The organism is Streptomyces sp. NPDC057280 (assembly GCF_042668605.1).
Lineage (GTDB): Bacteria > Actinomycetota > Actinomycetes > Streptomycetales > Streptomycetaceae > Streptomyces.
The window spans coordinates 1,011,223-1,032,133 of the sequence record NZ_JBHUYR010000001.1; the positions used below are offsets into that span (position 1 = coordinate 1,011,223).

General features: G+C 72.6%; 22 protein-coding genes. 10 read left to right on the top strand and 12 right to left on the bottom strand.

The window, feature by feature from the left end:
* The first annotated feature begins 14 nt into the window (after nucleotides 1–14).
* Both ACFUO4_RS04605 and ACFUO4_RS04610 read left to right on the top strand, forming a co-directional pair.
* Complete coding sequence (locus tag ACFUO4_RS04605; protein WP_383479863.1) at nucleotides 15–689, top strand: HAD family hydrolase; 675 nt, start codon at nucleotides 15–17, stop codon at nucleotides 687–689.
* A 295-nt stretch (nucleotides 690–984) separates the two neighbouring features.
* The gene (locus ACFUO4_RS04610) at nucleotides 985–1,941 is read left to right on the top strand and encodes an SDR family NAD(P)-dependent oxidoreductase (protein WP_383479865.1); all 957 of its coding nucleotides are present in this window, start codon (nucleotides 985–987) and stop codon (nucleotides 1,939–1,941) included.
* 6 nt (nucleotides 1,942–1,947) lie between these two features.
* Here ACFUO4_RS04610 and ACFUO4_RS04615 read toward each other — a convergent pair whose 3' ends face one another.
* Nucleotides 1,948–3,552, bottom strand: a complete 1,605-nt coding sequence (locus tag ACFUO4_RS04615) for a helix-turn-helix domain-containing protein (RefSeq protein ID WP_383479867.1) — start codon at nucleotides 3,550–3,552, stop codon at nucleotides 1,948–1,950.
* Entirely contained in the window at nucleotides 3,549–3,854 is a 306-nt protein-coding gene (locus tag ACFUO4_RS04620) for a helix-turn-helix transcriptional regulator (RefSeq protein ID WP_079083292.1), read from the bottom strand. Before ACFUO4_RS04620 ends, ACFUO4_RS04615 begins: the two co-directional genes overlap by 4 nt.
* Before the next feature lie 103 nt (nucleotides 3,855–3,957).
* Here ACFUO4_RS04620 and ACFUO4_RS04625 point away from each other — a divergent pair, with 103 nt between their 5' ends.
* Nucleotides 3,958–4,986, top strand: coding sequence for an SDR family oxidoreductase (locus tag ACFUO4_RS04625; protein ID WP_383479869.1), 1,029 nt, complete (start codon nucleotides 3,958–3,960; stop codon nucleotides 4,984–4,986).
* Between the two features lie 86 nt (nucleotides 4,987–5,072).
* On the opposite strand, the gene ACFUO4_RS04630 is transcribed toward ACFUO4_RS04625, so the two are convergent.
* From ACFUO4_RS04630 to ACFUO4_RS04640, 3 genes are all read right to left on the bottom strand, one after another.
* Nucleotides 5,073–5,306, bottom strand: a complete 234-nt coding sequence (locus ACFUO4_RS04630; protein WP_383479871.1) for a hypothetical protein — start codon at nucleotides 5,304–5,306, stop codon at nucleotides 5,073–5,075.
* An 84-nt stretch (nucleotides 5,307–5,390) separates the two neighbouring features.
* Nucleotides 5,391–6,680, bottom strand: coding sequence for an ROK family protein (locus tag ACFUO4_RS04635; protein WP_383479873.1), 1,290 nt, complete (start codon nucleotides 6,678–6,680; stop codon nucleotides 5,391–5,393).
* Between the two features lie 105 nt (nucleotides 6,681–6,785).
* Nucleotides 6,786–7,715 carry a DUF3626 domain-containing protein gene (locus ACFUO4_RS04640; protein WP_383479876.1) on the bottom strand — a complete coding sequence of 310 codons (930 nt, stop codon included), beginning with the start codon at nucleotides 7,713–7,715 and terminating at the stop codon, nucleotides 6,786–6,788.
* Between the two features lie 110 nt (nucleotides 7,716–7,825).
* Here ACFUO4_RS04640 and ACFUO4_RS04645 point away from each other — a divergent pair, with 110 nt between their 5' ends.
* Nucleotides 7,826–8,320: an FBP domain-containing protein gene (locus tag ACFUO4_RS04645; protein WP_383479878.1), complete on the top strand. Its 495-nt coding sequence runs from the start codon at nucleotides 7,826–7,828 to the stop codon at nucleotides 8,318–8,320.
* 1 nt (nucleotide 8,321) lies between these two features.
* On the opposite strand, the gene ACFUO4_RS04650 is transcribed toward ACFUO4_RS04645, so the two are convergent.
* Nucleotides 8,322–9,323 carry a zinc-binding alcohol dehydrogenase family protein gene (locus tag ACFUO4_RS04650; protein ID WP_383479881.1) on the bottom strand — a complete coding sequence of 334 codons (1,002 nt, stop codon included), beginning with the start codon at nucleotides 9,321–9,323 and terminating at the stop codon, nucleotides 8,322–8,324.
* A 107-nt stretch (nucleotides 9,324–9,430) separates the two neighbouring features.
* Here ACFUO4_RS04650 and ACFUO4_RS04655 point away from each other — a divergent pair, with 107 nt between their 5' ends.
* The gene (locus ACFUO4_RS04655; RefSeq protein WP_383479883.1) at nucleotides 9,431–10,012 is read left to right on the top strand and encodes a CGNR zinc finger domain-containing protein; all 582 of its coding nucleotides are present in this window, start codon (nucleotides 9,431–9,433) and stop codon (nucleotides 10,010–10,012) included.
* A 10-nt stretch (nucleotides 10,013–10,022) separates the two neighbouring features.
* Here the strand turns inward: ACFUO4_RS04655 and ACFUO4_RS04660 are convergent, their stop codons facing one another.
* The gene (locus tag ACFUO4_RS04660; protein WP_383479885.1) at nucleotides 10,023–10,607 is read right to left on the bottom strand and encodes a TIGR03086 family metal-binding protein; all 585 of its coding nucleotides are present in this window, start codon (nucleotides 10,605–10,607) and stop codon (nucleotides 10,023–10,025) included.
* A gap of 117 nt (nucleotides 10,608–10,724) precedes the next feature.
* Here ACFUO4_RS04660 and ACFUO4_RS04665 point away from each other — a divergent pair, with 117 nt between their 5' ends.
* Both ACFUO4_RS04665 and ACFUO4_RS04670 read left to right on the top strand, forming a co-directional pair.
* A complete protein-coding gene (locus ACFUO4_RS04665; RefSeq protein ID WP_383479887.1) occupies nucleotides 10,725–11,960 on the top strand; it encodes an aromatic acid exporter family protein in 1,236 nt (411 codons plus the stop codon).
* A gap of 130 nt (nucleotides 11,961–12,090) precedes the next feature.
* Nucleotides 12,091–13,296, top strand: coding sequence for a lactonase family protein (locus tag ACFUO4_RS04670; RefSeq protein WP_383479889.1), 1,206 nt, complete (start codon nucleotides 12,091–12,093; stop codon nucleotides 13,294–13,296).
* Here ACFUO4_RS04670 and ACFUO4_RS04675 read toward each other — a convergent pair.
* Both ACFUO4_RS04675 and ACFUO4_RS04680 read right to left on the bottom strand, forming a co-directional pair.
* Entirely contained in the window at nucleotides 13,264–13,989 is a 726-nt protein-coding gene (locus ACFUO4_RS04675) for a DUF2470 domain-containing protein (RefSeq protein ID WP_383482289.1), read from the bottom strand. The two genes, ACFUO4_RS04670 and ACFUO4_RS04675, sit on opposite strands and share 33 nt — an antisense overlap.
* Before the next feature lie 96 nt (nucleotides 13,990–14,085).
* Nucleotides 14,086–14,694 (bottom strand): TetR/AcrR family transcriptional regulator, encoded by a 609-nt coding sequence (locus tag ACFUO4_RS04680; protein ID WP_383479891.1) that lies wholly within the window; start codon nucleotides 14,692–14,694, stop codon nucleotides 14,086–14,088.
* Nucleotides 14,695–14,823: 129 nt separating this feature from the next.
* On the opposite strand from ACFUO4_RS04680, the gene ACFUO4_RS04685 reads away from it, so the two are divergent.
* A complete protein-coding gene (locus tag ACFUO4_RS04685; protein WP_383479893.1) occupies nucleotides 14,824–16,443 on the top strand; it encodes a cytochrome P450 in 1,620 nt (539 codons plus the stop codon).
* A 276-nt stretch (nucleotides 16,444–16,719) separates the two neighbouring features.
* On the opposite strand, the gene ACFUO4_RS04690 is transcribed toward ACFUO4_RS04685, so the two are convergent.
* Nucleotides 16,720–17,535, bottom strand: coding sequence for a pentapeptide repeat-containing protein (locus ACFUO4_RS04690; protein ID WP_383479895.1), 816 nt, complete (start codon nucleotides 17,533–17,535; stop codon nucleotides 16,720–16,722).
* Between the two features lie 140 nt (nucleotides 17,536–17,675).
* On the opposite strand from ACFUO4_RS04690, the gene ACFUO4_RS04695 reads away from it, so the two are divergent.
* A complete protein-coding gene (locus ACFUO4_RS04695) occupies nucleotides 17,676–17,876 on the top strand; it encodes a DUF5999 family protein (RefSeq protein WP_383479897.1) in 201 nt (66 codons plus the stop codon).
* 1 nt (nucleotide 17,877) lies between these two features.
* Here ACFUO4_RS04695 and sigJ read toward each other — a convergent pair whose 3' ends face one another.
* Nucleotides 17,878–18,771, bottom strand: coding sequence for an RNA polymerase sigma factor SigJ (gene sigJ, locus ACFUO4_RS04700; RefSeq protein ID WP_383479899.1), 894 nt, complete (start codon nucleotides 18,769–18,771; stop codon nucleotides 17,878–17,880).
* Between the two features lie 365 nt (nucleotides 18,772–19,136).
* Between sigJ and ACFUO4_RS04705 the strand changes: the two genes are divergently transcribed.
* Complete coding sequence (locus tag ACFUO4_RS04705) at nucleotides 19,137–20,201, top strand: hypothetical protein (RefSeq protein ID WP_383479901.1); 1,065 nt, start codon at nucleotides 19,137–19,139, stop codon at nucleotides 20,199–20,201.
* On the opposite strand, the gene ACFUO4_RS04710 is transcribed toward ACFUO4_RS04705, so the two are convergent.
* Nucleotides 20,166–20,879: a hypothetical protein gene (locus ACFUO4_RS04710; protein ID WP_383479903.1), complete on the bottom strand. Its 714-nt coding sequence runs from the start codon at nucleotides 20,877–20,879 to the stop codon at nucleotides 20,166–20,168. The genes ACFUO4_RS04705 and ACFUO4_RS04710 overlap by 36 nt on opposite strands.
* Between the last annotated feature and the right edge of the window lie 32 nt (nucleotides 20,880–20,911).

The window sequence follows — 20,911 nt, forward strand, 5'->3', positions numbered from 1 at the left end:
AAAGGACGGGGCGCATGGAACGGGCTGCCGTGTTCGACGTCGACGGCACACTCGTCGACACCAACCATCTGCATGTGACGACCTGGTGGGAGGCCTTCCGCCAGGCGGGACACCGGGTGCCGATGCACGCCGTGCACCGCGCGGTGGGGCTCGGCTCCGAGGACCTGATCGCGCACCTGCTCGGCGACGACCGCGACAAGGACGAGGACGAGCAGCTCAGCGCCGCGCACAAGGCCCTTTACGGGCAGTACTTCGACCGGCTGCCCCCGCTGCGGGACGCCGGACGGCTGCTGCGGCGGCTGGACCACGAGGGCTGGACGGTGGTGCTCGCGACGTCGGCGGGCGGTGCGGAGCTGTCCGCGCTGCGCCGGGCGATCGGCGCGGACGACGCGATCAAGGCGACCGCCAGCGCCGACGACGTCACCGAGGGCAAACCGGCGCCGGAGCCCGTCGAGCACGCCCTGGAACTGGCGGGCGTCCCCGCCGAGCGGGCGGTGTTCGTGGGCGACACGGTGTGGGACATGAAGGCGGGCAGCCGGGCCGGGGTGCGCTGCGTGGGCGTGCTGTGCGGCGGCATCCCGCGCGCCGACCTCGTCGGGGCGGGCGCGGAGGCGGTCTACGACGACCCCGCCGACCTGCTCTCCTCGCTCGCGGACAGCCCGTTCGCCTGGCTCGCGTCCGGCGAGTGACGCACCTCACGCCATAACGCGACAGCCCGGGGAACACGCAAGGGTGGTTGCCCGTTGAACCACACGTGGGTACGGACGGGACAGTGTCCCCGGGCCTCACCTTTTGCCCACAGGGACGATCGTTCGGCTGAAGCCCTGTGGAGCCTTTCGCCGAGAGGCGACCGCCGTCCGTGCCCACCACAGACCGCCCCGACCGTGATTCCCCCGTCCGGTCGGGGCTTCCTCTTGTCCGCCGGCCGTACCGGCCCGGCGCGCGCTTGACTTCGAGCGCACTCCAATTCGTAGCGTTCCGGGCATGAGCACTGCACAGCACAAGATCGGTTCGGGATACGACGCCCACAGCACGGCCGACGACGTCCTCGCCGGCATCGACCTCTCCGGGAAGCTCGCCATCGTCACGGGCGGCTACTCGGGACTCGGCCTGGAGACCACCCGTGCGCTCACCAAGGCGGGCGCCCGCGTGGTCGTCCCGGCCCGCCGCCCCGACACCGCCCGTGAGGCGCTGGCGGGCATCGACGGCGTCGAGGTGGACACCCTCGACCTCGGCGACCTGGACAGCGTCCGCGCCTTCGCCGAGCGCTTCCTCACCTCCGGCCGCTCCATCGACCTGATGATCGACAACGCGGGGATCATGGCCTGCCCCGAGACCCGGGTCGGCCCCGGCTGGGAAGCCCAGTTCGCCACCAACCACCTCGGCCACTTCGCCCTGGTCAACCGGCTGTGGCCGGCGATCGCGCCCGGCGGCGCCCGCGTGGTCTCGGTGTCCTCGCGCGCCCACCACTTCTCCGGGATGCGCTGGGACGACGTCCACTGGCGGCAGGGCTACGACAAGTGGGAGGCGTACGGGCAGGCGAAGACCGCGAACGTCCTGTTCGCCGTCCACCTCGACAAGCTCGGCGCCGGTCAGGGCGTACGCGCCTTCTCCCTCCACCCCGGCGGCATCCACACCCCGCTCCAGCGCCACATCCCCAAGGAGGAGATGATCGAGCGCGGCTGGATCGACGAGGACGGCACCCTCCTCAACCCCGGCTCCTTCAAGACCCCGCAGCAGGGGGCGGCCACCCAGGTGTGGGCGGCGACGTCGCCGCAGCTGGACGGCATGGGCGGGGTCTACCTGGAGGACTGCGACATCGCCGAGCCCGCCGTCGACGGCGAGACGAGCGGCGTCAAGGCCTGGGCGACCGACCCGGAGCAGGCGGCCCGCCTGTGGGAGCTGTCGGCGGAACTGACCGGCGTGAACGCCTTCGCCTAGACAGCCTCAGTCGTCCTCCCCCGCGGCCGCGGGGTCGGGATCCTCGCCGACGGTGTACGTGTCCTTGACCTTCACCTCGGAGACCCCGCGGCCCTCCGGGAAGACCCGCCGCCAGTCACCGATGACGTGCAGCTCGTCGGTGCCCATGGCGCGCACGACCGTCAGGCCCTCCTCGTGGGCCTTGAGCGCCTTCATCCAGAGGTTGGCGAAGGCCTGCGAGCGGATGAGGTGCATCCAGTCGGGGCGGTACAGCTCCCGGTTGTAGTTCGACTCCCCCATCGTGGAGACGAACTTGGAGTACATCGCCTTCACGTACTCCAGCGTCACGTCGTCGTCCTCGGCGATCGCCCGGTCCCGGGCCTCCTTCAGCGCGACCCGGAACTTCTCCAGCAGACCCTCGGTGGCGCCCGAGGTGAACGACTCGTGGATCTCCGGCGGGTCGCACAGCCCGTACTTCGGCCCCGACAGTCGCAGCAGCAGCCGCAACGTCGGTTCCGTGACCCAGAGCGGGCCGGGCTCGTCGCGGTTGCCGATCGGGTTCGGCAGCTCGGCCTCGTGGTCCCAGGCCGGCGGGGTGATCAGATGGACGCCCGCCCGGCGGCGGTCGTGGTCGAAACCGGTGGAGTGCTCCAGCTGACCGATCGGCAGATGCGTCTTGAGCGCGGACAGATAGGCGCCGTTGATGTCGAGCGCGGTCACCTCGTGCAGGCCCGGCGGGAGTTCGGTGCGGGCCCACTTGGGGCGGGCCTCCCAGATGCGGTCGGCGCCCCGGGCGGTCTGCTTGCGCAGGATGTCCGGGATCCAGGGGTGCGCCACGACGTCGTACCGGCCGCCCTTGCGGGTCTCGTCCAGCAGCGCCATGGCGTCCGGGATCGCCTTCTTCACCAGCGCCGCGGTCGCGGCCTCCAGGTCCCCGCCGTGCTGGGCGAGGGCGGCGGCGACCGCGGAGGCGATGAGGTCGGGTTCCTGGGAGCCGGCGGCCTGCATACGGCGTCCTACGGGGACGACGCGGACGGGTTTGACGGCGTGAGCGGGCTTGGCCGCTTGAGCGGGCTTGGCGATGTGAGCGGGCTCGACCGCTTGAGCGGGCTTGGCGGCGTGAACGGGCTCGGGGGCGTGAGCGGGCTCGGCGGTGCGGGGCGGCTTTTTCTCCGGCCCGGGTTCCGGAGCGGGCGCCGCCGGTGTCGTCGTACCGCAGTCGGCCGGGTCCAGGTGCTGCGGGAACCCGGCGACCTGGTGGTGGGCCGGGGCCCCGCACAGCACGCAGGGCTGCGGCGCGGCGAGGGCCTCGACCTCGTCGGACTCATCCGTCTCGGCCTCGGCGGTCGCGGGCTCTGCGCCCTCCTCGGCCGCCTTCTCCTCCGGCCGGTCCGCCAGCTTGGCCTGGGCGCCCTCCAGGAAGTACGCGTACTTCTCGCGCACCTCCCCGCTCGGGTCCCGCCCGGTCTCCCAGCCGCCCACGGTCGAGGGGCTCACCCCGAGGGCCTGGGCCACCTGGGCGCGGGAGAGGTTGAGGCCTTCGCGCAGGGCGCGCCGTACGCCGACCGGCGGCAGCGGCACCTCCTGGCGGGCGCCGGCCAGCAGGGCGTCGATCGCGTCGAAGTCCGTCATCGGGCCACCGCCCTCGGGCCACCGGAGCGGCGCTTCCGTACGGGCAGGGTCTCGCAGGCCCGGGTGGGTCCGGCGAGGAGGTCGAGGACGTCGATGCCGAAGTGCGCGGCGAGCGCGTCGCAGTCGGCCAGGCTCCAGGCGGCGCTGCCGGACTGGCGGCGGCTCACCTGCGCCTGGCTCACGCCGAGCGCGACGGCGACGTCCGCCTGTGACTCACCCGTCGCGTGCATCAACGCGGCCACCGACGACCTCACCCGTTCTCCCAAGGACAGTCCCACCCCGCCAACCCTACCCGGCCTCATGCGTCAGCCGTATGAAGCATGCCCTCCACGCATGGGCGCGTCGGGTGCGGCTGCCCGGGTACTCGGGGTGCTTCCCGCAGCGCACGCCCGAGAGGAGCCGAAGGTGAGCAGCACAACGGGCAGCAGGATCGTCGTCACGGGCGCCACCGGCAACGTCGGCACCAGTGTGGTGCGGCTCCTGTCGGAGGATCCGGACGTCGGTTCCGTGGTGGGGCTGGCGCGTCGGGCCCCTGAGTGGTCGCCGCCGAAGACGGACTGGGTCACCGTCGATCTGTCCTCCGAGGAGACGGACCTGGCGGCGGAGTTCACCGGTGCGTCCGCCGTGGTGCATCTGGCCTGGGCGTTCCAGCCGACCCACGATCCGGCGACGACCTGGCGCACCAATGTCCTGGGGTCCATCCGGGTGTTCGAGGCGGTGGCCGCCGCCAAGGTGCCGACGCTGGTGCACACGTCGTCGGTCGGCGCGTACTCACCGGGTCCGAAGGACGAGGCCGTGGACGAGTCGTGGCCGACGCACGGCTGGCCGGACGCCGCGTACTGCCGGGAGAAGGCCTATCTGGAGCGGGCCCTGGACACGTTCGAGCGCGACCACCCCGAGGTGCGGGTGGTGCGGATGCGGCCGGCGTTCCTGTTCAAGCGGGAGTCGGCGAGCGAGCAGCGCCGCATCTTCGGCGGCCGTTTCCTGCCCGGGCCGCTGGTCCGCCCGGAGCTGCTGCCGTTCCTGCCGGACATCCCGGGCCTGCGGGTGCAGGCCCTGCACACGGACGACGCGGCCAAGGCGTACCGGCTCGCCCTGCGTTCAGACGTCCGCGGTGCCTTCAACCTCGCGGCGGAGCCGCTGGTGGACGCCGAGCTGCTGGGCGAGCTGCTCGGCGCCCGCCCGGTCCGCCTGCCGCGCACCGCGGCCCGCTCGGCGATCGCCGCCGCCTGGGGCCTCCATCTGCTGCCCGCCTCCCCGCACCTCTTCGACGCGGTCCTGCGCCTGCCCCTGATGGACTGCACCCGAGCCCGCACAGAACTCCGCTGGCGCCCGGACCACACGGCGACCGAGGTGCTGGAGGAGTTCCTGCAAGGGCTCCAGCAGGGGGCCGGGACGGCCACGCAGCCGATGCGGGGACGGAAGGCGGGCTGAGCCGGCGAGCACACAGCTGATTGCGCAGCTGATTGCGGGCCGGGAGACAGGCTCAGCCCGGGCCCGCAATCAGTGGACGGTCTCCGTCAGTCGGAGGGCTCCTGTGGCTCCGGATGTTCGGGGTGCACGGTGGAGGAGTGGGGTGCGCCCTGGCGGCCCGTGCCTGCCTGGTCCGTGTCGGGGACGTCGGTGGTGGGTTCGTTCTCGTCGGGCGGTTCGGGAGTCGCGTCCCAGCGGTCCTCCCCCTGTCCGGCCACCTGGTCCGGCAGATCCCTCGGGACGGGTTCGCCGTCCGGACCGAGACGGTGCTTGTCAGCCACGGCGTCCTCCCTTCACGTCGTACGGAAGACACGCGAGTACCTCCACCGGTCGCCGGTGAAACCCGGTGACCGGCATGCGGGCCCTCAGTGCGGGCTCCGCTCCTCCAGGGCCGTGCGCCAGGCGGGGTGCGGTCCCTCGGGGGCGGGTTCGGGACGGCGGCCGCCGCGGGCGAAGAAGTCGGCGAGCGGCAGGATCGCGGCGCCGACGGTGACCGCGTCGGGGCCGAGCCGGCCGAGGTCGATGGTGACCTTCTCGGCCGGGTGCCGCAGGGCGTACGAGGCCGCGTGGCGGCGTACGGCGGGCAGGAAGCGGGTGCCCAGCTGGAGACCCGCCCAGCCGCCGATGAGGATGCGTTCGGGCTGGAAGAGGTTGATGAGGTCGGACAGGCCCGCGCCCAGGTACTCGGCGGTCTCCTCCAGAACGGCCAGCGCGACGGGGTCGGCGGCGCTGTCACCGGCCGGGTAGGCGGCGGCGAGCATCGCGGTCAGCGCCGTCTCCTCGTCGGTGCCCTCGGGCGGCCGGCCACCCTCCTCGCGCCAGCGGTCGAGCAGTGACTCGGCTCCCGCGTACGCCTCCAGGCAGCCGAGTGCGCCGCACCGGCAGCGGCGGCCCCGTACCCGTACCGTCAGATGCCCCCACTCGACCGCCCGGCCGTTGTCCACCTCGGGCGTGACCAGGCAGGCGCCGACGCCGGAGCCGAAGAGGACGACGACCGCGTTGTGCGCGCCGCGTCCGCCGCCGAACCACATCTCGGCCTGGCCGAGGGTCTTGGCGCCGTTGTCGATGAAGTACCGGACGGTGTCGGGGAGCCGGGAGGTCGAGCGGAGCAGGGCCTCCAGCGGGACCGCGTCCCAGCCGATGGTCTGGCCGTGGACCACCGCTCCGCGCTCCGGGGTGCGCTCCACGATGCCGGGGACGCCGATGCCCACGCCGAGGAGCTGCTCGGGGGCGATGCCCGCGTCGGCGAGGACCTCGGCGACGCCGTCGCGGATGTGCCCGACGATGACCTCGACGTCGTAGCGCTGCTGGGTCAGCGGCCGTTCGGCGCGGGCCAGTTCGGTGAGGGTCAGGTCGAACAGCTCGACGCGGACCCGGGTCTCGCCGACATCGACGCCGATCATGTAGCCGCTGCCGGGGGCCACGCGCAGCAGGGTGCGGGGGCGGCCGCCGTCGGAGTCCACGCTGCCCGCCTCCTCCAGCAGGCCGTCGGCGACGAGGTCGGCGACGACGTTGCTGACCGAGCCGGAGCTGAGGCCGGTCGCCGGGCCGAGTTCGAAGCGGCTGAGGGGCCCGTCGAAGTAGAGCCGTTGCAGCACGGCTGTCCGGTTGGCCCGCCTCAGATCGCGTACCGTGCGCCCGTTCCGCCCCGCCATGTGGCTCCCCTCCGACCCCTGTCCGACCTGCAACATACCGCTGCGGGGGCACGGAAGGCGACTTTCCCCACCCTCTTAATTCACGATGTGAACTATGAAGGCCTCCTAGGCAGTCGTCTCGTCGGGCGCACCTGCGTCCGGGGCGTGGCCGGCCGACGCGTAGGCGTCTTCGACACCGTTGGCGGTGCCCGCGCCCTCCGGGGCGCCGTAGCGGGCGAGGGTGTGCCAGACCATCTTCAGGGCCTGGAGGTCGTGGCGGCCGGTGCGGGCGGCGTCGCCGAGGAGCCTCGGGTGGATGTGGCCGTCCTCGGCGATGCGGGCGCCCAGCTCGGCATATTCCTCGCCCCGGTAGTCCGCGCGCCGGCGCAGTTCCGGCACGCTCAGCCGGTATCCGGGGTGCCACTCCACGGGGCAGGGCAGCAGCCGGGCCGCCGCCTCGACGGGCGTGCCGCGGTAGCAGGCGTCCAGCACGAGCGCCTCCACGTCCCCGGCGAGGGTGACGCCGCCGTGGATCTGGGCCTCGATGTAGTCGTTGAGGGCGTCCTGGTGGTCCGCGTCGGCCAGGGCGATCAGGGACATCCCGGCGGCCACGCCGAAGTGGGCGGGCTCGGCGGCGCTGTCGGGGTAGCAGAAGGTGGCCCTGGGCAGGGCGGCGCCGGTCAGCCGGAAGTGCGAGGAGCCGAACCTCGGGGCCGCGCCGACGATCTGCCGACGGAAGTTCAGCGCGCCGTACACGGGCCGGTCGTGCGGGGCGGCCTCGTCGTAGGCGCCGCCGAAGATGCGGCTCTCCCACCGCCAGCGATCGCCGCCGGGGTGCACGGTCAGACCGCCGTTGCTCGTTCCCGTCACGAACTGGGAGTGGTAGCCGCCGTCCCGCAGCAGCGCCTCCAGGATGGGCAGCCCGCCGACCGACCGGTCCGGGTGGAAGTTCAGCGTGATGCGTACGTCGGGGTCGACGGCCGGCCCCGACGACCGTGCCGCCACGTGCCGCAGCGCCGCCCGGGCCCGCGGTGACCGGACGCCCTCGAAATTCACTGGCTCCTCCTCGGTGGGGGCGACTACCCTGACAGAACACAGAACCTAGGGGTACTAGGTAATTCGCCCACATGTTTCGCCTCAAGCGAGACTCCCAAGGAGGCTCCTCCATGAGATCACTCACCGAGCACGACATCCGCAATGCTTTCGTCAATTGCTCCAAAGGAGAGGCCAAGCGGCTGGCCGTGCCCCGCGATCTCGACGAACGCCCTTGGGACGATCTGGACTTCCTCGGCTGGCGAGATCCCGGAGCGCCGGACCGCAGCTATCTCGTCACCGAGCGGCGAGGGCGCCCGGTCGGCCTGAGCATGCGGCTCGCGTCCGCGCACCGCGGCTTTCTGCACCGCAGCATGTGCTCGCTGTGCCTGACGACCCACCCGGGCGGCGGCGTCGCGCTGATGACCGCCCGCAAGGCGGGCGCGGCCGGGCGTGACGGCAACTCGGTCGGCCTGTACATGTGCTCCGACCTGGCCTGTTCGCTGTACGTCCGAGGCAAGAAGGTGCCGCAGAGCACACTGCGGATCGAGGAGAGCCTGACACTGGAGGAGCAGATCGCCCGCACGACGGGCAATCTGTCCGCCTTCCTCGACAAACTGGACGCCTGACTCAGTCCAGGTCAGCCACGGCCAGCACGATCTTGCCGCGGTTCGCCCTGTCCTCCAGCCGCTCGTGCGCGGCGCGCGCCTGTGCGAGCGGCAGCACCGTCTCGACCGGCACCCGGTAGACGCCCGCGGCGACCCGGTCGGCCAGCTCCCGCAGGTCGGCCCGGGGGTCGTAGCCCTGCAACTGCCGGTTGGTGAGCTGGAAGCCGTGGATCGTCACGTTCTTCGGGTAGAAGTCGCGGGTGTCGATCGTGCTGGGCTCCAGCGCCACGTTGGCGAGCGCGACGACCCGGCCGCCCTGCCGGACCTGGCGCAGACTCCGGCCGAAGGCCGCGCCCCCGACGGTGTCGAGGACGACCTCGGCACCGCGCCCGTCGGTCAGCCGCAGCACCTCCTCGACCTCGGCGTCACCGGGGTGCGCGGAGGTGTCGACAGTGACGTCCGCCCCGAACTGCCCCGCCCAGGCGGCCTTCTCGGCCGATCGGGCGAGCGCGATCACCCGTGCCCCCGCGTCGGCGGCGATCTGCACGGCCGCGGTGCCGACCCCGCTCGCCGCGGCCTTCACCACCACGGTGTCGTCCTTGCCGACCTGGGCGAGATGCCGCAGGCAGTACCAGGCGGAGAGCCACGCGATGGGCAGGCCGGCCGCCTCGACCAGGCTCACGCCGTCGGGCAGCGCGACCACCTGGGTGGCGGGCACGACAGCCAACTCGGCATAGAAGCCAGGGGACTTCCCCGCGTCCAGGGCGACGACCCGCTGCCCGGCCTCGAGCCCTTCCACCCCCTCGCCCACCTCGGCGATCACACCGGACGCCTCGGCGCCCGGAATCAGCGGGGGCTTGCCGGCGCGGTGGTAGACACCGCGCCTGACGAGGGCGTCGGCGCGGTTCACACCGGCCGCCGCGATCCGCAGGAGCACCTCCCCCGGCCCCGGCACCGGCTCCGGCACCTCGACCTCGACCAGCACCTCGGGCCCGCCGAACTCGTCGATCCGCACCGCACGCATACCCCACCCGCTTCCACACGTCGTTGACACCGCTTGAACAGGTGTCACCTTGCGACACTGGTTCAAGGGGTGTCAAGGTCTGGCTCGCGGAAGGTAGGCTCGACGTCGTGACCGCGACCAGTACCGACCCCGATCTCGTCTTCCCGTTCATCGGGGGTCGTCCCTGCCTGAACTTCGTCGCCACGCTCGGCAAACGGCACGCCACGCCCAAGGAGCGGCTGCCGGACCCCGCCGCCCTGGCGCGCTGGCTGACCCAGGCGGAGCTGGCCGCGGGCGAGGAACCGGTGCGTGTGAGCGCGCGGGATCTCGCGGACGCCCGGCTGCTGCGCGAGGCCGTCCACCGCTTCGTGCGGGCCGCGATGGCAGGAGAGACGCCGGACGCGGCCGACGTCGAGCTGATCAACACAACGGCCGCGCGCCCGGATCTGGCACCCCAGTGGGGGGCGGTGCGCTGGACTGCGCGGCATCCCGCGCGGGCGGCTCTGGCCACCGTCGCGCGGGACGCCGTACTGCTGGCGGGCGGGCCGTTGATGGCGCGGGTCAAGGAGTGCGAGAACCCGGAGTGTTCCCTGCTGTTCCTCGACGACTCCCAGGCCCGGCGGCGCCGTTGGTGCTCGATGGAGCGGTGCGGAAACCTCGCGAAGATCGCCGGTTACCGGTCCCGCACCCGGACCGCCGGCACCGCGTGACCGCGGGGGCTCAGGGCTTCCAGTGCGGGTCGCGGCCGAGGAAGGCGAGCAGGGACTCGGCGCGTCCCGCGCCGTCCGGCACCTGCCGTGCGGGGGCGAACACCTGGTAGGAGTCGCGGAGATGGTCCACGAGGCGGTCCGCGACCGGCCGGATGCCCTCGGCGAGCTCCTCCGTGAGCGGTAGGTCCTGGCCCGTCGCGACGGCGATGTCCCAGGCGTGCACGGCCGCGTCCATCGCGGCCGCCGCGGCGGCGAACGGCAGGGGCAGCGGGCCGAGCGGCGTGGGCACCGCCTCGGCGTCCGCGGGCAGCCCCGCGTACGCGGCCGCCACCGCCCGCAGCACCTCGTCGAGCTGCCCCGACGGGTCCGCGGCGAGGGCGTCCTCGGGGTGGAAGGGGTCGGAGTCGGGGCGCCCGCCGGTGATCGCGAGACCGTAACCCTGCTGGTCGATCCGCGCGTGGTTCAGCACCTGGCGTGCCGTCCATTCACTGCACGGCGTCGCCGCTCCCCAGGCCCCCGCCGGCACCCCCGCGACCACCTCACGGAGATAGTCGTGCGCACCTGTGAGAACCTCGAACCCTCGGGTGTCCGCCATCACTGGTCTCCCCTCTTGCCGCCGACCTGCTGTTGCCAACAATCTAGGCATCCTTGCGGACAGCTACGGTCCGCAATGAGTACGACCCTGCACATGTGAAAGAGGAACTACCTGAGGATGCTGGATGTACGTGAGCGGATGACGTCACTGGTGCGCTTCGTGAAGCGCCGCAGAGACCCCGCGGTCGTCCATGCGCTGCGGTCCGCGGCCGCGGCGACGATCGCGTACGTCATCGCGCTGCGCCTGAGCCCGGAGCCGGCCCCGCTCACCGCGCCCCTGACCGCGCTGCTGGTCGTCCAGGTCACTCTCTACGCGACCCTCACCAACGGCATCCGCCGGGTCAACTCCGTGGTGGCCGGTGTGCTGGTCGCCATCGCCTTCAGCCTGCTGGTCGGACTGACCTGGTGGAGCCTCGCGCTGCTGATCCTGGCCTCGCTCGCGGTGGGGCATCTGGTGAAGGTCGACGAGTACGTGCCCGAGGTGGCGATCAGCGCGATGCTGGTCCTCGGGGTGACGACGGTCGGGGACACCGCGTGGGCGCGGGTGCTGGAGACGCTGATCGGGGCGGTCGTCGGGCTCGGCTTCAACCTGCTGTTCGCGCCACCGGTATGGGTGGACGAGGCGGGCGAGTCGATCGAGGGGCTGGCCCGCCGGGTACGCCAGTTGATGCTGCGCATGGGCGAGGAGGCGGCGGGCCGCACCCCCGTGGAGCACGCGCGGGAGCGGCTGCACGAGGCTCGCCGGCTCGACCACGACATCGTCGAGGTGGACGCCGCCCTGCGGCAGGCCGAGGACAGCCTGCGGCTCAATCCGCGCGTCCGGGAGGGGCTGCTGCACCGGGTGGTGCTCCGCACCGGCCTGGACACGCTGGAGATCTGCACGGTCGTGCTGCGGGTCCTCGCCCGCACCTTCGCCGACCTCGCCAAGGAACGCGACCCCGAGCCGCTGTTCGACGCGCAGTCGGGCGCCGCCGTGGACCAGCTGCTGTCCGAGATCGCGGACGCCATCGTCAGCTTCGCGGTGCTGGTCACCGCCCATGTCAGCCAGAGCGCCGAGTCGGCCGAGGAGCGGCTCGCCTCCGAGCTGCGGCAGGCCGCGGCCACCCGCGACAAGCTCGCCCAGCTGCTGCTGGAGGAGGTGCAGCGCGACGCCCGTCAGTGGCAGCTGCACGGGGCGGTGCTGACCGAGGTGAACCGCATCCTCGACGAGCTGGACACCGAGCACCGCTCGCGCCGGCTCCTGGAGGAGCTGGACCGCACGTCCCAGGACCAGCGCGAGCGGCTGCCGCGGCTGACCAAGTTCCAGGAGCGCGTACGCCGGAACCGGCTCGCTCCCGCGAGGCGTTCCCGGTGAGGTGACCGGCAGTGGCGTGCCGCGAGGCGTTCCCGGTGAGGTGACCGGCAGTGGCGTGCGCGGGTTTGCGTACGGGACGCGGTCCGGGTCATGGTGGCTGCCGACCGGGCAACCGACCTGAGGTGCGTGCATGGGCAGGGGCGACTGGAGCAGGCGTCGGTTCGTCGGCGCGCTCGCGGGCACGGCCACGGTGACGGTGCTTTCCTCCTGCGACGACGCCGGGCCCGAGCCGGCCCGGACACCGCGGGCGGTGGCGCCCGAGGCGGGTCCGAGCACCGCCGGCCCGTCGCCCTCCCCCGCCCCGCCCGGCCCCCGCCCCCTGGCCGTCGGCGCCTACACCTCCGTCGAGGACGGCGGCACCGGCATCGCCTTCGCCACGTACGACACCGAGACGGGCAAGGTGACCCGGGGCAGCACGCTCACCGGCGTCGGCGACCCGTCGTATCTCGCCCTGCACCCCGACGGCCGCACGCTGTACGCGGTGAACGAGCGCGAGAAGGGTGCCGTGACCGCCGTACGGCTCTCCGACCGCGTGGTGCTGGGCAGCCGGAGCACGGGCGGCGGGGCGCCCTGCCATCTGTCGGTGCATCCGGGCGGGCGCTGGCTGCTGAGCGCGAACTACGGCGACGGCAGTGTGGCCGTGCATCCCCTCGACCCCTCGGGGGCGATCGGCGAGCGCGCCGATCTCGTCACGCACGCCACGCCGAAGCCGGGGCCGGGGCAGGAGGGCCCGCACGCGCACCAGTTCGTGACGAGCCCGGACGGCGGTCATCTCCTCGCCGTCGACCTGGGCACGGACACGGTCTACACGTACCGCCTCGACGAGCGGACCGGAAAGCTCAGCGAGGTCGCACAGGCCCACACCCGGCCGGGAGCGGGTCCGCGGCATCTCACGTTCCATCCCGGCGGCCGGTACGCGTACCTCGCCAACGAGGTCGACAACACCGTCGCCGTCTGCGCCTACGACGCCGGCACCGGGCGTCTCACCATCGGCGGGGCGCAGTCCACGGGCACCGGCTCGGGGACCAGCTATCCGGCGCAGTTCGTGGTCGCGCCGGACGGCGGGTACGCCTACCTCGCCAACCGGGGGCACAACAGCCTCACGCGCTACGCGGTGGAGGCGGACGGCGCCCGGCTCAGGCTCCTGGACACGGTGCCGGTGGCCGGCGACTTCCCGCGGCACATCGCCCTGGCGCCGGACGGCACGCTGCTGTTCGCGGCGAACCAGCGGTCGGGCACGGTGAGCGTGTTCCACGTGGACCCGGACAGCGGTCGGCTGCGGCTCGCGGGCAGGCCGTTCGCGTCACCCGTCGCCGTCTGTGCGCTGCCGCTGTAGCGCACGCGGGCAGGAGGCCGAGGCGGCCTGGCCGAGCAGGACGTGCATGCGCTCGGTGAGCTGTCCGACGTCGTCGGCGGGCCGGTGGAAGGGCAGGCGTACGTCGCCGTGGGCGCGGGCGCGCTCGATGCGCAGGGTCAGTCCGTGCCGGTCGATCGCGACGGGCTGGACCTTGACGGCGCCGTGCAGGCTGTCGGGTTCGACGAGCCGGGTGAGGCGCTCGACCGCGTCGGAGTGGCAGTCGGCGAGATGTGTCAGCAGCCGGGCCTCGGCCGTGGCCAGCGGATCGGGCGCGGCGGCGGTGAACTCGCCGAGGTCGACGACGACGGCGCCGGACGGCTGCCGCAGGACGACCCGCGTCGCCGTGAACGCCAGCCGGTCGTCCTCGGGGGCGAACCAGCCGGCCAGCCACAGCCGGGCCCGGATACGGTTGCGCAGGGGAACGGGCGAGACGTCGGCGAACTCCAGCACGGCGGACGGCTCTCCGCGCGGTGCGCAGATCGCGGCCGCGAGCAGCGCGCTGTCGTCGGGGACGTCGAGGAGCACGCGGCCGTCCTCGGCGACCGCGTGCGCGCCGACGAGTTCCTCACGACCGCCGTCCGCGGTCACGGCGCACGACCATGCGGTGGCGAGCACCGAGCGCGCCCGCTCCGCCGCGGAAGGCGCGGCCGCCCAGCTGTGGCTGTCACCGATCCCAGCACCCATCCCAGACCTCCTTAGGTAAGCCTTGCCTAACCTATCGGAGATCGGAGTGCCCGCCAACCACCACCCCTGCCGCTTCGCGAAAGTTCAGACGCCGAGGACGCCCAGCAGCGCACGGGCACACAGGTCGCGCACCTGCTCCCGGGACAGCTCCGCGCCCCTCAGCCACTCCAGGCAGACCGCCGTGACGAACGCCAGCCAGCCGCGCACGGCGAGAGTGATCTCGGGCCGCGCCTCGAAGCCGGCGCCGAACTCGGGATCCGCGGCCAGCGCCGCCAGGATCTGGCGCTCCTGCGCGGCCAGCGCCTGCTGATAGACCTTGCGCACGGCCTGGTCCCCGGCCGCGTCGGCCCGGTGGAAGGCACGGAAGCCGTGCGCGTGGGCCTCGACGTACTCCAGGAACGTGTCGAGTCCCGCGGCCAGTTGCTCACGCACCGGGACGCCGGGGACCGCCGTGGTCATGCGCAGCATCCGGCCGCTCTCGCGCTCGACGACCGCCGCGAAGAAATCCCGCTTGTTCGGGAAGTAGTGGTAGAGCAGCCCGCGTGAGACACCGGCGATCTCGGCGACGCGCTCGATCCACACGTCGTCGTACGGGCTCTCCGAGAACAGCCGCGCTCCGACGGCGAGGAGTTGCTCCCGGCGCTCCTCGGTGCTGAGCCGGCGGCGGGTGCGCTCCCCCTGGTTGGCGGCCATGACCGCACCTTATCCCGACCACGGTTCCTTTACTTGACGCCGGTTCAACAACGGGACCAGACTTGAGCACGCTATTGAACCCACGTACAACACGCCCCAACCCGCCCCTGTACCGAGGGAGATCGCGTCATGGCGGAGACGAGCACCCAGGCGACGCTGCCAAAGGGGTTCCGCAGCGCCGAGCAGGGCTGGCCCGAGCTGCACCGCATCCCGCATCCGCCGCGGCGGCTGCCCCTCCTCGGCGATGTGCTCGGGGCGAACCGCCGCACCCCGCTCCAGGACTCCCTCAGGTACGCCCGTCAGCTGGGGCCGATCTACCGGCGCAAGGCCTTCGACCGGGAGTTCGTGTTCGTCTGGGGCGCCGAGCTGGCCGCCGACCTCGCGGACGAGACGCGGTTCGCGAAGCACGTGGGGCTCGGGGTGGCCAACCTGCGGCCGGTCGCCGGAGACGGGCTGTTCACGGCGTACAACCACGAGCCGAACTGGCAGCTGGCGCACGACGTGCTCGCCCCTGGCTTCAGCCGGGAGGCCATGGAGGGCTACCACCCGATGATGCTGGCCGTGGCGGGGCAGCTCACGGACCACTGGGACGCGGAGCTGGCGACGGGCCGCACGGTGGACGTGCCCGGCGACATGACCAAGCTGACGCTGGAGACGATCGCGCGCACCGGTTTCGGCCATGACTTCGGCTCCTTCGAACGCTCGCGTCCGCATCCCTTCATCGCGGCGATGGTGGGCACGCTGACCTATGCGCAACGGCTCAACTCGGTGCCGTGGCCGGGGCTGCTGCGCCGGGCGGGGCGCCGGAACGAAGCCGACATCTCCTACCTGAACCGCACGGTAGACGACCTGGTGTGCGAGCGCCGCAGGACCGACGCCGGCGATGGGGATCTCCTCGACCGGATGCTGTGGACCGCGCATCCGGAGACCGGTGAGCGGCTGTCCGCGGAGAACGTCCGCCGTCAGGTGATCACGTTCCTGGTGGCCGGGCACGAGACCACCTCGGGCGCGCTGTCCTTCGCCCTGCACTACCTCTCCCGCCACCCGGAGGTCGCGGCGCGGGCCCGCGCGGAGGTGGACCGGGTGTGGGGCGACGCGGAGTCACCCGGCTACGACCAGGTGGCCCGGCTCCGCTACGTCCGCCGGGTCCTCGACGAGTCGCTGCGGCTGTGGCCGACGGCGCCCGCCTTCGCCCGGGAGGCGCGCGAGGACACGGTGCTGGCCGGGAAGCATCCGATGCGGCGGGGCGCGTGGACGCTCGTCCTGACGCCGATGCTGCACCGCGACCCCGAGGTCTGGGGCGCGGACGCCGAACGGTTCGATCCCGACCGCTTCGACCCGAAGGCGGTACGGCAGCGCGCCCCGCACACCTTCAAGCCGTTCGGCACGGGCGCCCGGGCCTGCATCGGCCGCCAGTTCGCCCTGCACGAGGCCACGCTGGTGCTGGGGCTGCTTCTACGACGGTACGAGCTGGTCGCCGACCCGGCCTACCGGCTACGGATCGCCGAGCGGCTGACCCTGATGCCGGAGGGGTTGCGGCTGGGGTTGGAGCGGCGCCGGGCGGGGGTGCCGGTCGGGTCTGTGGCGGGGTCGGGGGCGGAGGCGGGGTCGGGGGCGGAGGCGGACTCGGTGGGTGCGGCGGGCTCGGGGGCCGAGGCGAACTCGGGGGCCGAGGTGGCCTCGGGGGCTGGGGCGGAGGTGACGCCGGGGGCGGAGACGCGGTGCCCGGTGCACCGGGTTGGGGAGTGAGTCCGGCGCAGGCGCCGGGCACCCGGCGGTCGTCGGCGCCGGAGAGGAGGCCGCTGTCAGGCGGCGCGGTCAACCCCGCGGTCTTCGAAGTTCGGTAGCAGGCCACCGTTACCGGACGGGCCTCAATCCCCCGCCCCTCGAAGCCCGGCGGCAGACCGCCGCCACCCGACGCGCCTCAATCCCCCTCGAAGCCCGGTAGCAGACCGCCGCCACCCCACACGCCTCAACCCCCCACCCCTCAAAGCCCGACAGCAGACCACCACCACCCGGCGCGAATCAGCCCCGCGTCCAGTGCTCCGGACGCGTGACCGATGCCGGCAACCGGGTGCCCGCGCTCCCCCTCGCCGCGTTCACCTGGGGCTGGGTCAGGAAGAAGGCGTCGGTGAGGTCCGCGTCCGTGAGGTCGGTGTCGCGGAGGTCGGCGCCGATCAGGTCCGCGCCGCGCAGGTCGGCGCCGGTGAGGTCGGCGGCGATGAGGTAGGCGCCGCGGAGGTTCGCGCCGCGCAGGTCGGCGTTGCGGAGGCGGGCGCCCATGAGGTCCGCGCCCCGGCGGTCCTTCTTCTTGCCGCGGGTGCCGGCCCGGACCAGTTCGCTGGTCCGCAGCAGGAGCACGTTGACCTCCTGGCGGTGCGCGCCCACATCCAGCGCGCCCAGTTCCTCGGGCGTCCGGAGCGTGAGTTCCTCCGTCCGCTCCAGCATGCGGCGCAGCTCGGCGTGGACCGGGCGGGCGGCGGGGAGGGTGAGCGCCTCAGTGAGATACCAGAGCAGTTCGTGCAGCTGGCGCACGACCGGGAAGACGTCGAACATGCGGCGCGCGTGCTCACGCCCGCCGGTCCGCCAGTCCGCGCCGCCGAAGGTCACCTGCGAGACCTTCTGCCCGGCGCCGAAGCAGTCGTAGACCGTACAGCCGGTGAAGCCCCGCTGCCGCAGCCGGGCATGGATGCCGCACCGGTGGTCGTCCTGGAGGTTGGCGCAGGGCTTGCCGGCCGGCTTGTCCACGGCGAAGTCCGTGGAGGCCGTGAAGGGCAGGGCAACGCAGCACAGCCCGAAGCAGTTCCCGCAGTCCCCGCGCAGGGCTGTGTGATCTTGCATGTGTCCAGGATACGGAACGAGAACTCACCGATGAATTTCCCGCGGTGTGGGGGTCTCCACATACAGCGGAAAACAAACTCGGCTACCACTGAGGTGCAGCCGACGGAAGCAGGAGCAACCCCGCATCGAGGAGAGACGTCATGTGCAGCCACCAGCCCGCGTGCCCCACCGCCGAGAGCCCCGACCACCACGCCGCGGTGATCGTCTCGGCCCACCCCGAACAGGGCTGGAGCCTGCTGTGCAACGGCACCATCGTCTTCGACGACACCGGTGAACTCCTCCCCGACGGGCGGGCGGTGAGCCCGCACCGCCCGGTCGGCGCGATGCTGGTGGCCGCCTGACTCAGCCCTCGGTGGCCGGCACGTCGAGGCGGGCGAGCCGCTCGGGGTCGGCCAGGATGTGCAGTTCGGTGATCCGGCCGTCCACGACGGTGACGCCCATGACGGAGAGCAGCCGCCCCTCCTGGGCGTTGAACACCCCGATCGCGCCGTTGACCAGCGCCAGCTCCGCGTACTGCGCGAACTGGCGGAAGAGCATGGCCTGTTCGGCCACCGGCTTGGCACCGCGCACCAGCTTGGACACCGCCGCCCCGCCGACCAGCGCACCGGAGTCGGCTCGCAGCACGACATCCGGGTCCAGGACCGCGAGCAGGGCCTCGAAGTCCCCGCCGCGGGCGGCGGTCATGAAGGCGTCGACGACCTGCCGTTGCCGTCCGAGATCGGGTTCGGCGGACGGGGTGGCGCCCTTGACCCGGCGCCGGGCGCGGCTGGCGAGCTGCCGGGTGGCGGCCGGAGTCTTCTCCACGATCGCGGCGATGTCGTCGAACGGCACGGCGAACATGTCGTGCAGCACGAACGCGAGCCGTTCGGCGGGCTCCAGGGTCTCGAGGACCACGAGCAGGGCGAGCCCGACGGAGTCCGCCTGGAGCACCTCCTGCTCGGGGTCGATCCGCGAGAGCGGGGTGAGCACGGGGTCGGGGACGAAGGTGTCGTCCAGCGGGTCCTCGCGGCGCGTGGTGCGGGAGCGCAGCATGTCGAGGCAGACCCGTCCGACGACCGTGGTGAGCCAGCCGCCGAGGTTGCGGATCTCGTCCGCATCAGTCCGGCCGAGCTTCAGCCAGGCCTCCTGCACGGCGTCCTCGGCCTCGGCGAGCGAGCCGAGCATGCGGTAGGCCACCGCCTTGAGATGCGGCCGGCACTCCTCGAAGCGGTCGGCAAGCAGTTCGCTGTCCCTCATCCCATCCCCCACAGGTGTCAGTCGCGCACTCCATGATCACATCACACACCGGAGAACCGGACTTACCAGGAGGCACGTACACGCCCCATACTGTCCGCACTGCCGTTCTGCCCGGGGGAGCACGAGGTGCACGTTCGGTTCCGCGTCGCGCTGGGAGTTCGCCTCGCCGCGGTGCTGGGCGTGCTCGCGTTCCGGTACGGGGACTCGAGCATGTCGCGCGGCAAGCGCGGGGCGGGCCGCCGCCACTACACGTGCCCCGTCCCCGACTGCAGTGGCACGCGTTCCACGCCCAAAGGGCGTGCCGGCCCGCCCAGTTGTCCCGAGTGCGGCACACCCATGGTCCCCGACGGCTCGCCCTCTGGAGGATGAGACCTGTGCTGTCCGGGCTTTCCCAGGCTGCCGGAAAAGCCCTCGGTGGCGCGCGTTTCACCGTGGTGAGCGTGTTGCCGGTGGCCGTGCTCACCGGCTACGTGACCGCGCTGGTCGTGTCCGGCGCGTACGCGGGTGACACAGTCGACGTCGGGCATCTGGCCGACCGGGCGAAGGAACATCCCGAATGGCTGGCCGTCGCCGCCTTCGGGTGCCTTCTGGTGGGGCTGTTGCTGCGCCCCTTCCAGGTCGCTCTGGTGCAGATGCTCGAGGGCTACTGGCGGGGGCGGGCGGTGCCGGAGGTGGCAGCGGCACTCGCGACCGAGCGGCACCGACGACGCCTGCACACGGCCTTGGTGGTCAGCGACGTGGTGGTGCCCGAGACGCCGGTGACGCACTTCCAGGACGCGGTCCTCCTGGCGCGCCGCAGGAGCCGGGCGGCTCGGATCGCCGCGCGGGCCGAGGACCTGATGCTGCGCTATCCCACGGGTCCGCATCCGATACCCAGCGCCGCGGACGAGGACGACGACCGGCTGATGCCGACCATGCTCGGCAACATCCTGCGGGAGGGGGAGGACACGAGCGGCCGACGGTACGGGCTGGATCTGTCGACCGTGTCCCACCGCCTGTACCCGCAGCTCTCCCCCAAGCTGACCACCGCCGTCAACCAGCAGCTGGATCTGCTCGACACCACCTGTGCGCTGAGTGTCTGCTTCGGACTCGCCACTGTCGCCGGCAGCCCGCTGCTGGGCCGCCTCGACCTGTGGAGCCTGGCACCCCTGGTGACCGCCCTGCTGAGCATGGCCGCCTACCGCGGCTCCCTGCGGGTCGCCGCCGACCACGCGGAACTGCTGGCCGCCGCGTTCGATCTCCACCGGTTCGACATGCTGACGGCGCTCCATCTGAAGCTGCCGTCCACCCCGGACGAGGAGTACGAGTGGAACACGGCGCTCACGGAGTTCCTCGCAAGTCCCAAAACCCTGGCCAAGGACGAACTTCCCGGCCTCACGTACGAGCACCCTGCGTCAGGCCCCGCCGGTCAGGGTGACGGCTCCGCCTAGGCCCTGGACGTTCACCACAACCGTCCTCGTCTCGCCCGGGGTCGGCAGCGCCGACGCGAAGACCGGCTGCGACAGGTCCCCGAAGAACCGGACACCTGACGTCAGTTCGACCCGCCCGGCCAGAACCGTCCACTCGGGCGGCAGCGTGATCTTCACGTCCGCCCACAGCACCGTGACATCGACGACCATGCGCGGTTCCAGAGGGAAGTCACAGCCCGACAGATCGATGTGCACCCTGCCGAACAGCAACGCCCGCACGATCAGCTTCTTCGGCGCGGTACCCGCCATCCGCGGCTTCACCGGCGGATGGAGCAGCGAGGTGAAACGCCGGACGCCGGTGTCGATACGGGTGTCGGACCTGCCACGGAACAGCGCCACGACGACTCCTCCCACGATGAGGGCGACCGGTGCCTGGCGCGACAGGTCCGGCAGCCGCGGTACGTCGAACCGGAGCGCGAGGACACCGGCGCCGACGCTCATGAGGGCCAGGGGCCCGCCCAGTTGTCCGCGTGGTACGGCCGCCCGCAGCACCAGGACCATGCCGGCGAGGACCAGCAGCGTCGGTACGGCCACCGACAGGGCCGCCAGAACCTCTCGCAGGCCCGCCACACCACCGACCGCCCAAGCCGTGCCCATGGCCACCGCACCGAGTCCCAGCGCGACACGTATCCGACTCACTCCCGGTCCCTCGTCCTGCACACGGGCGGGGT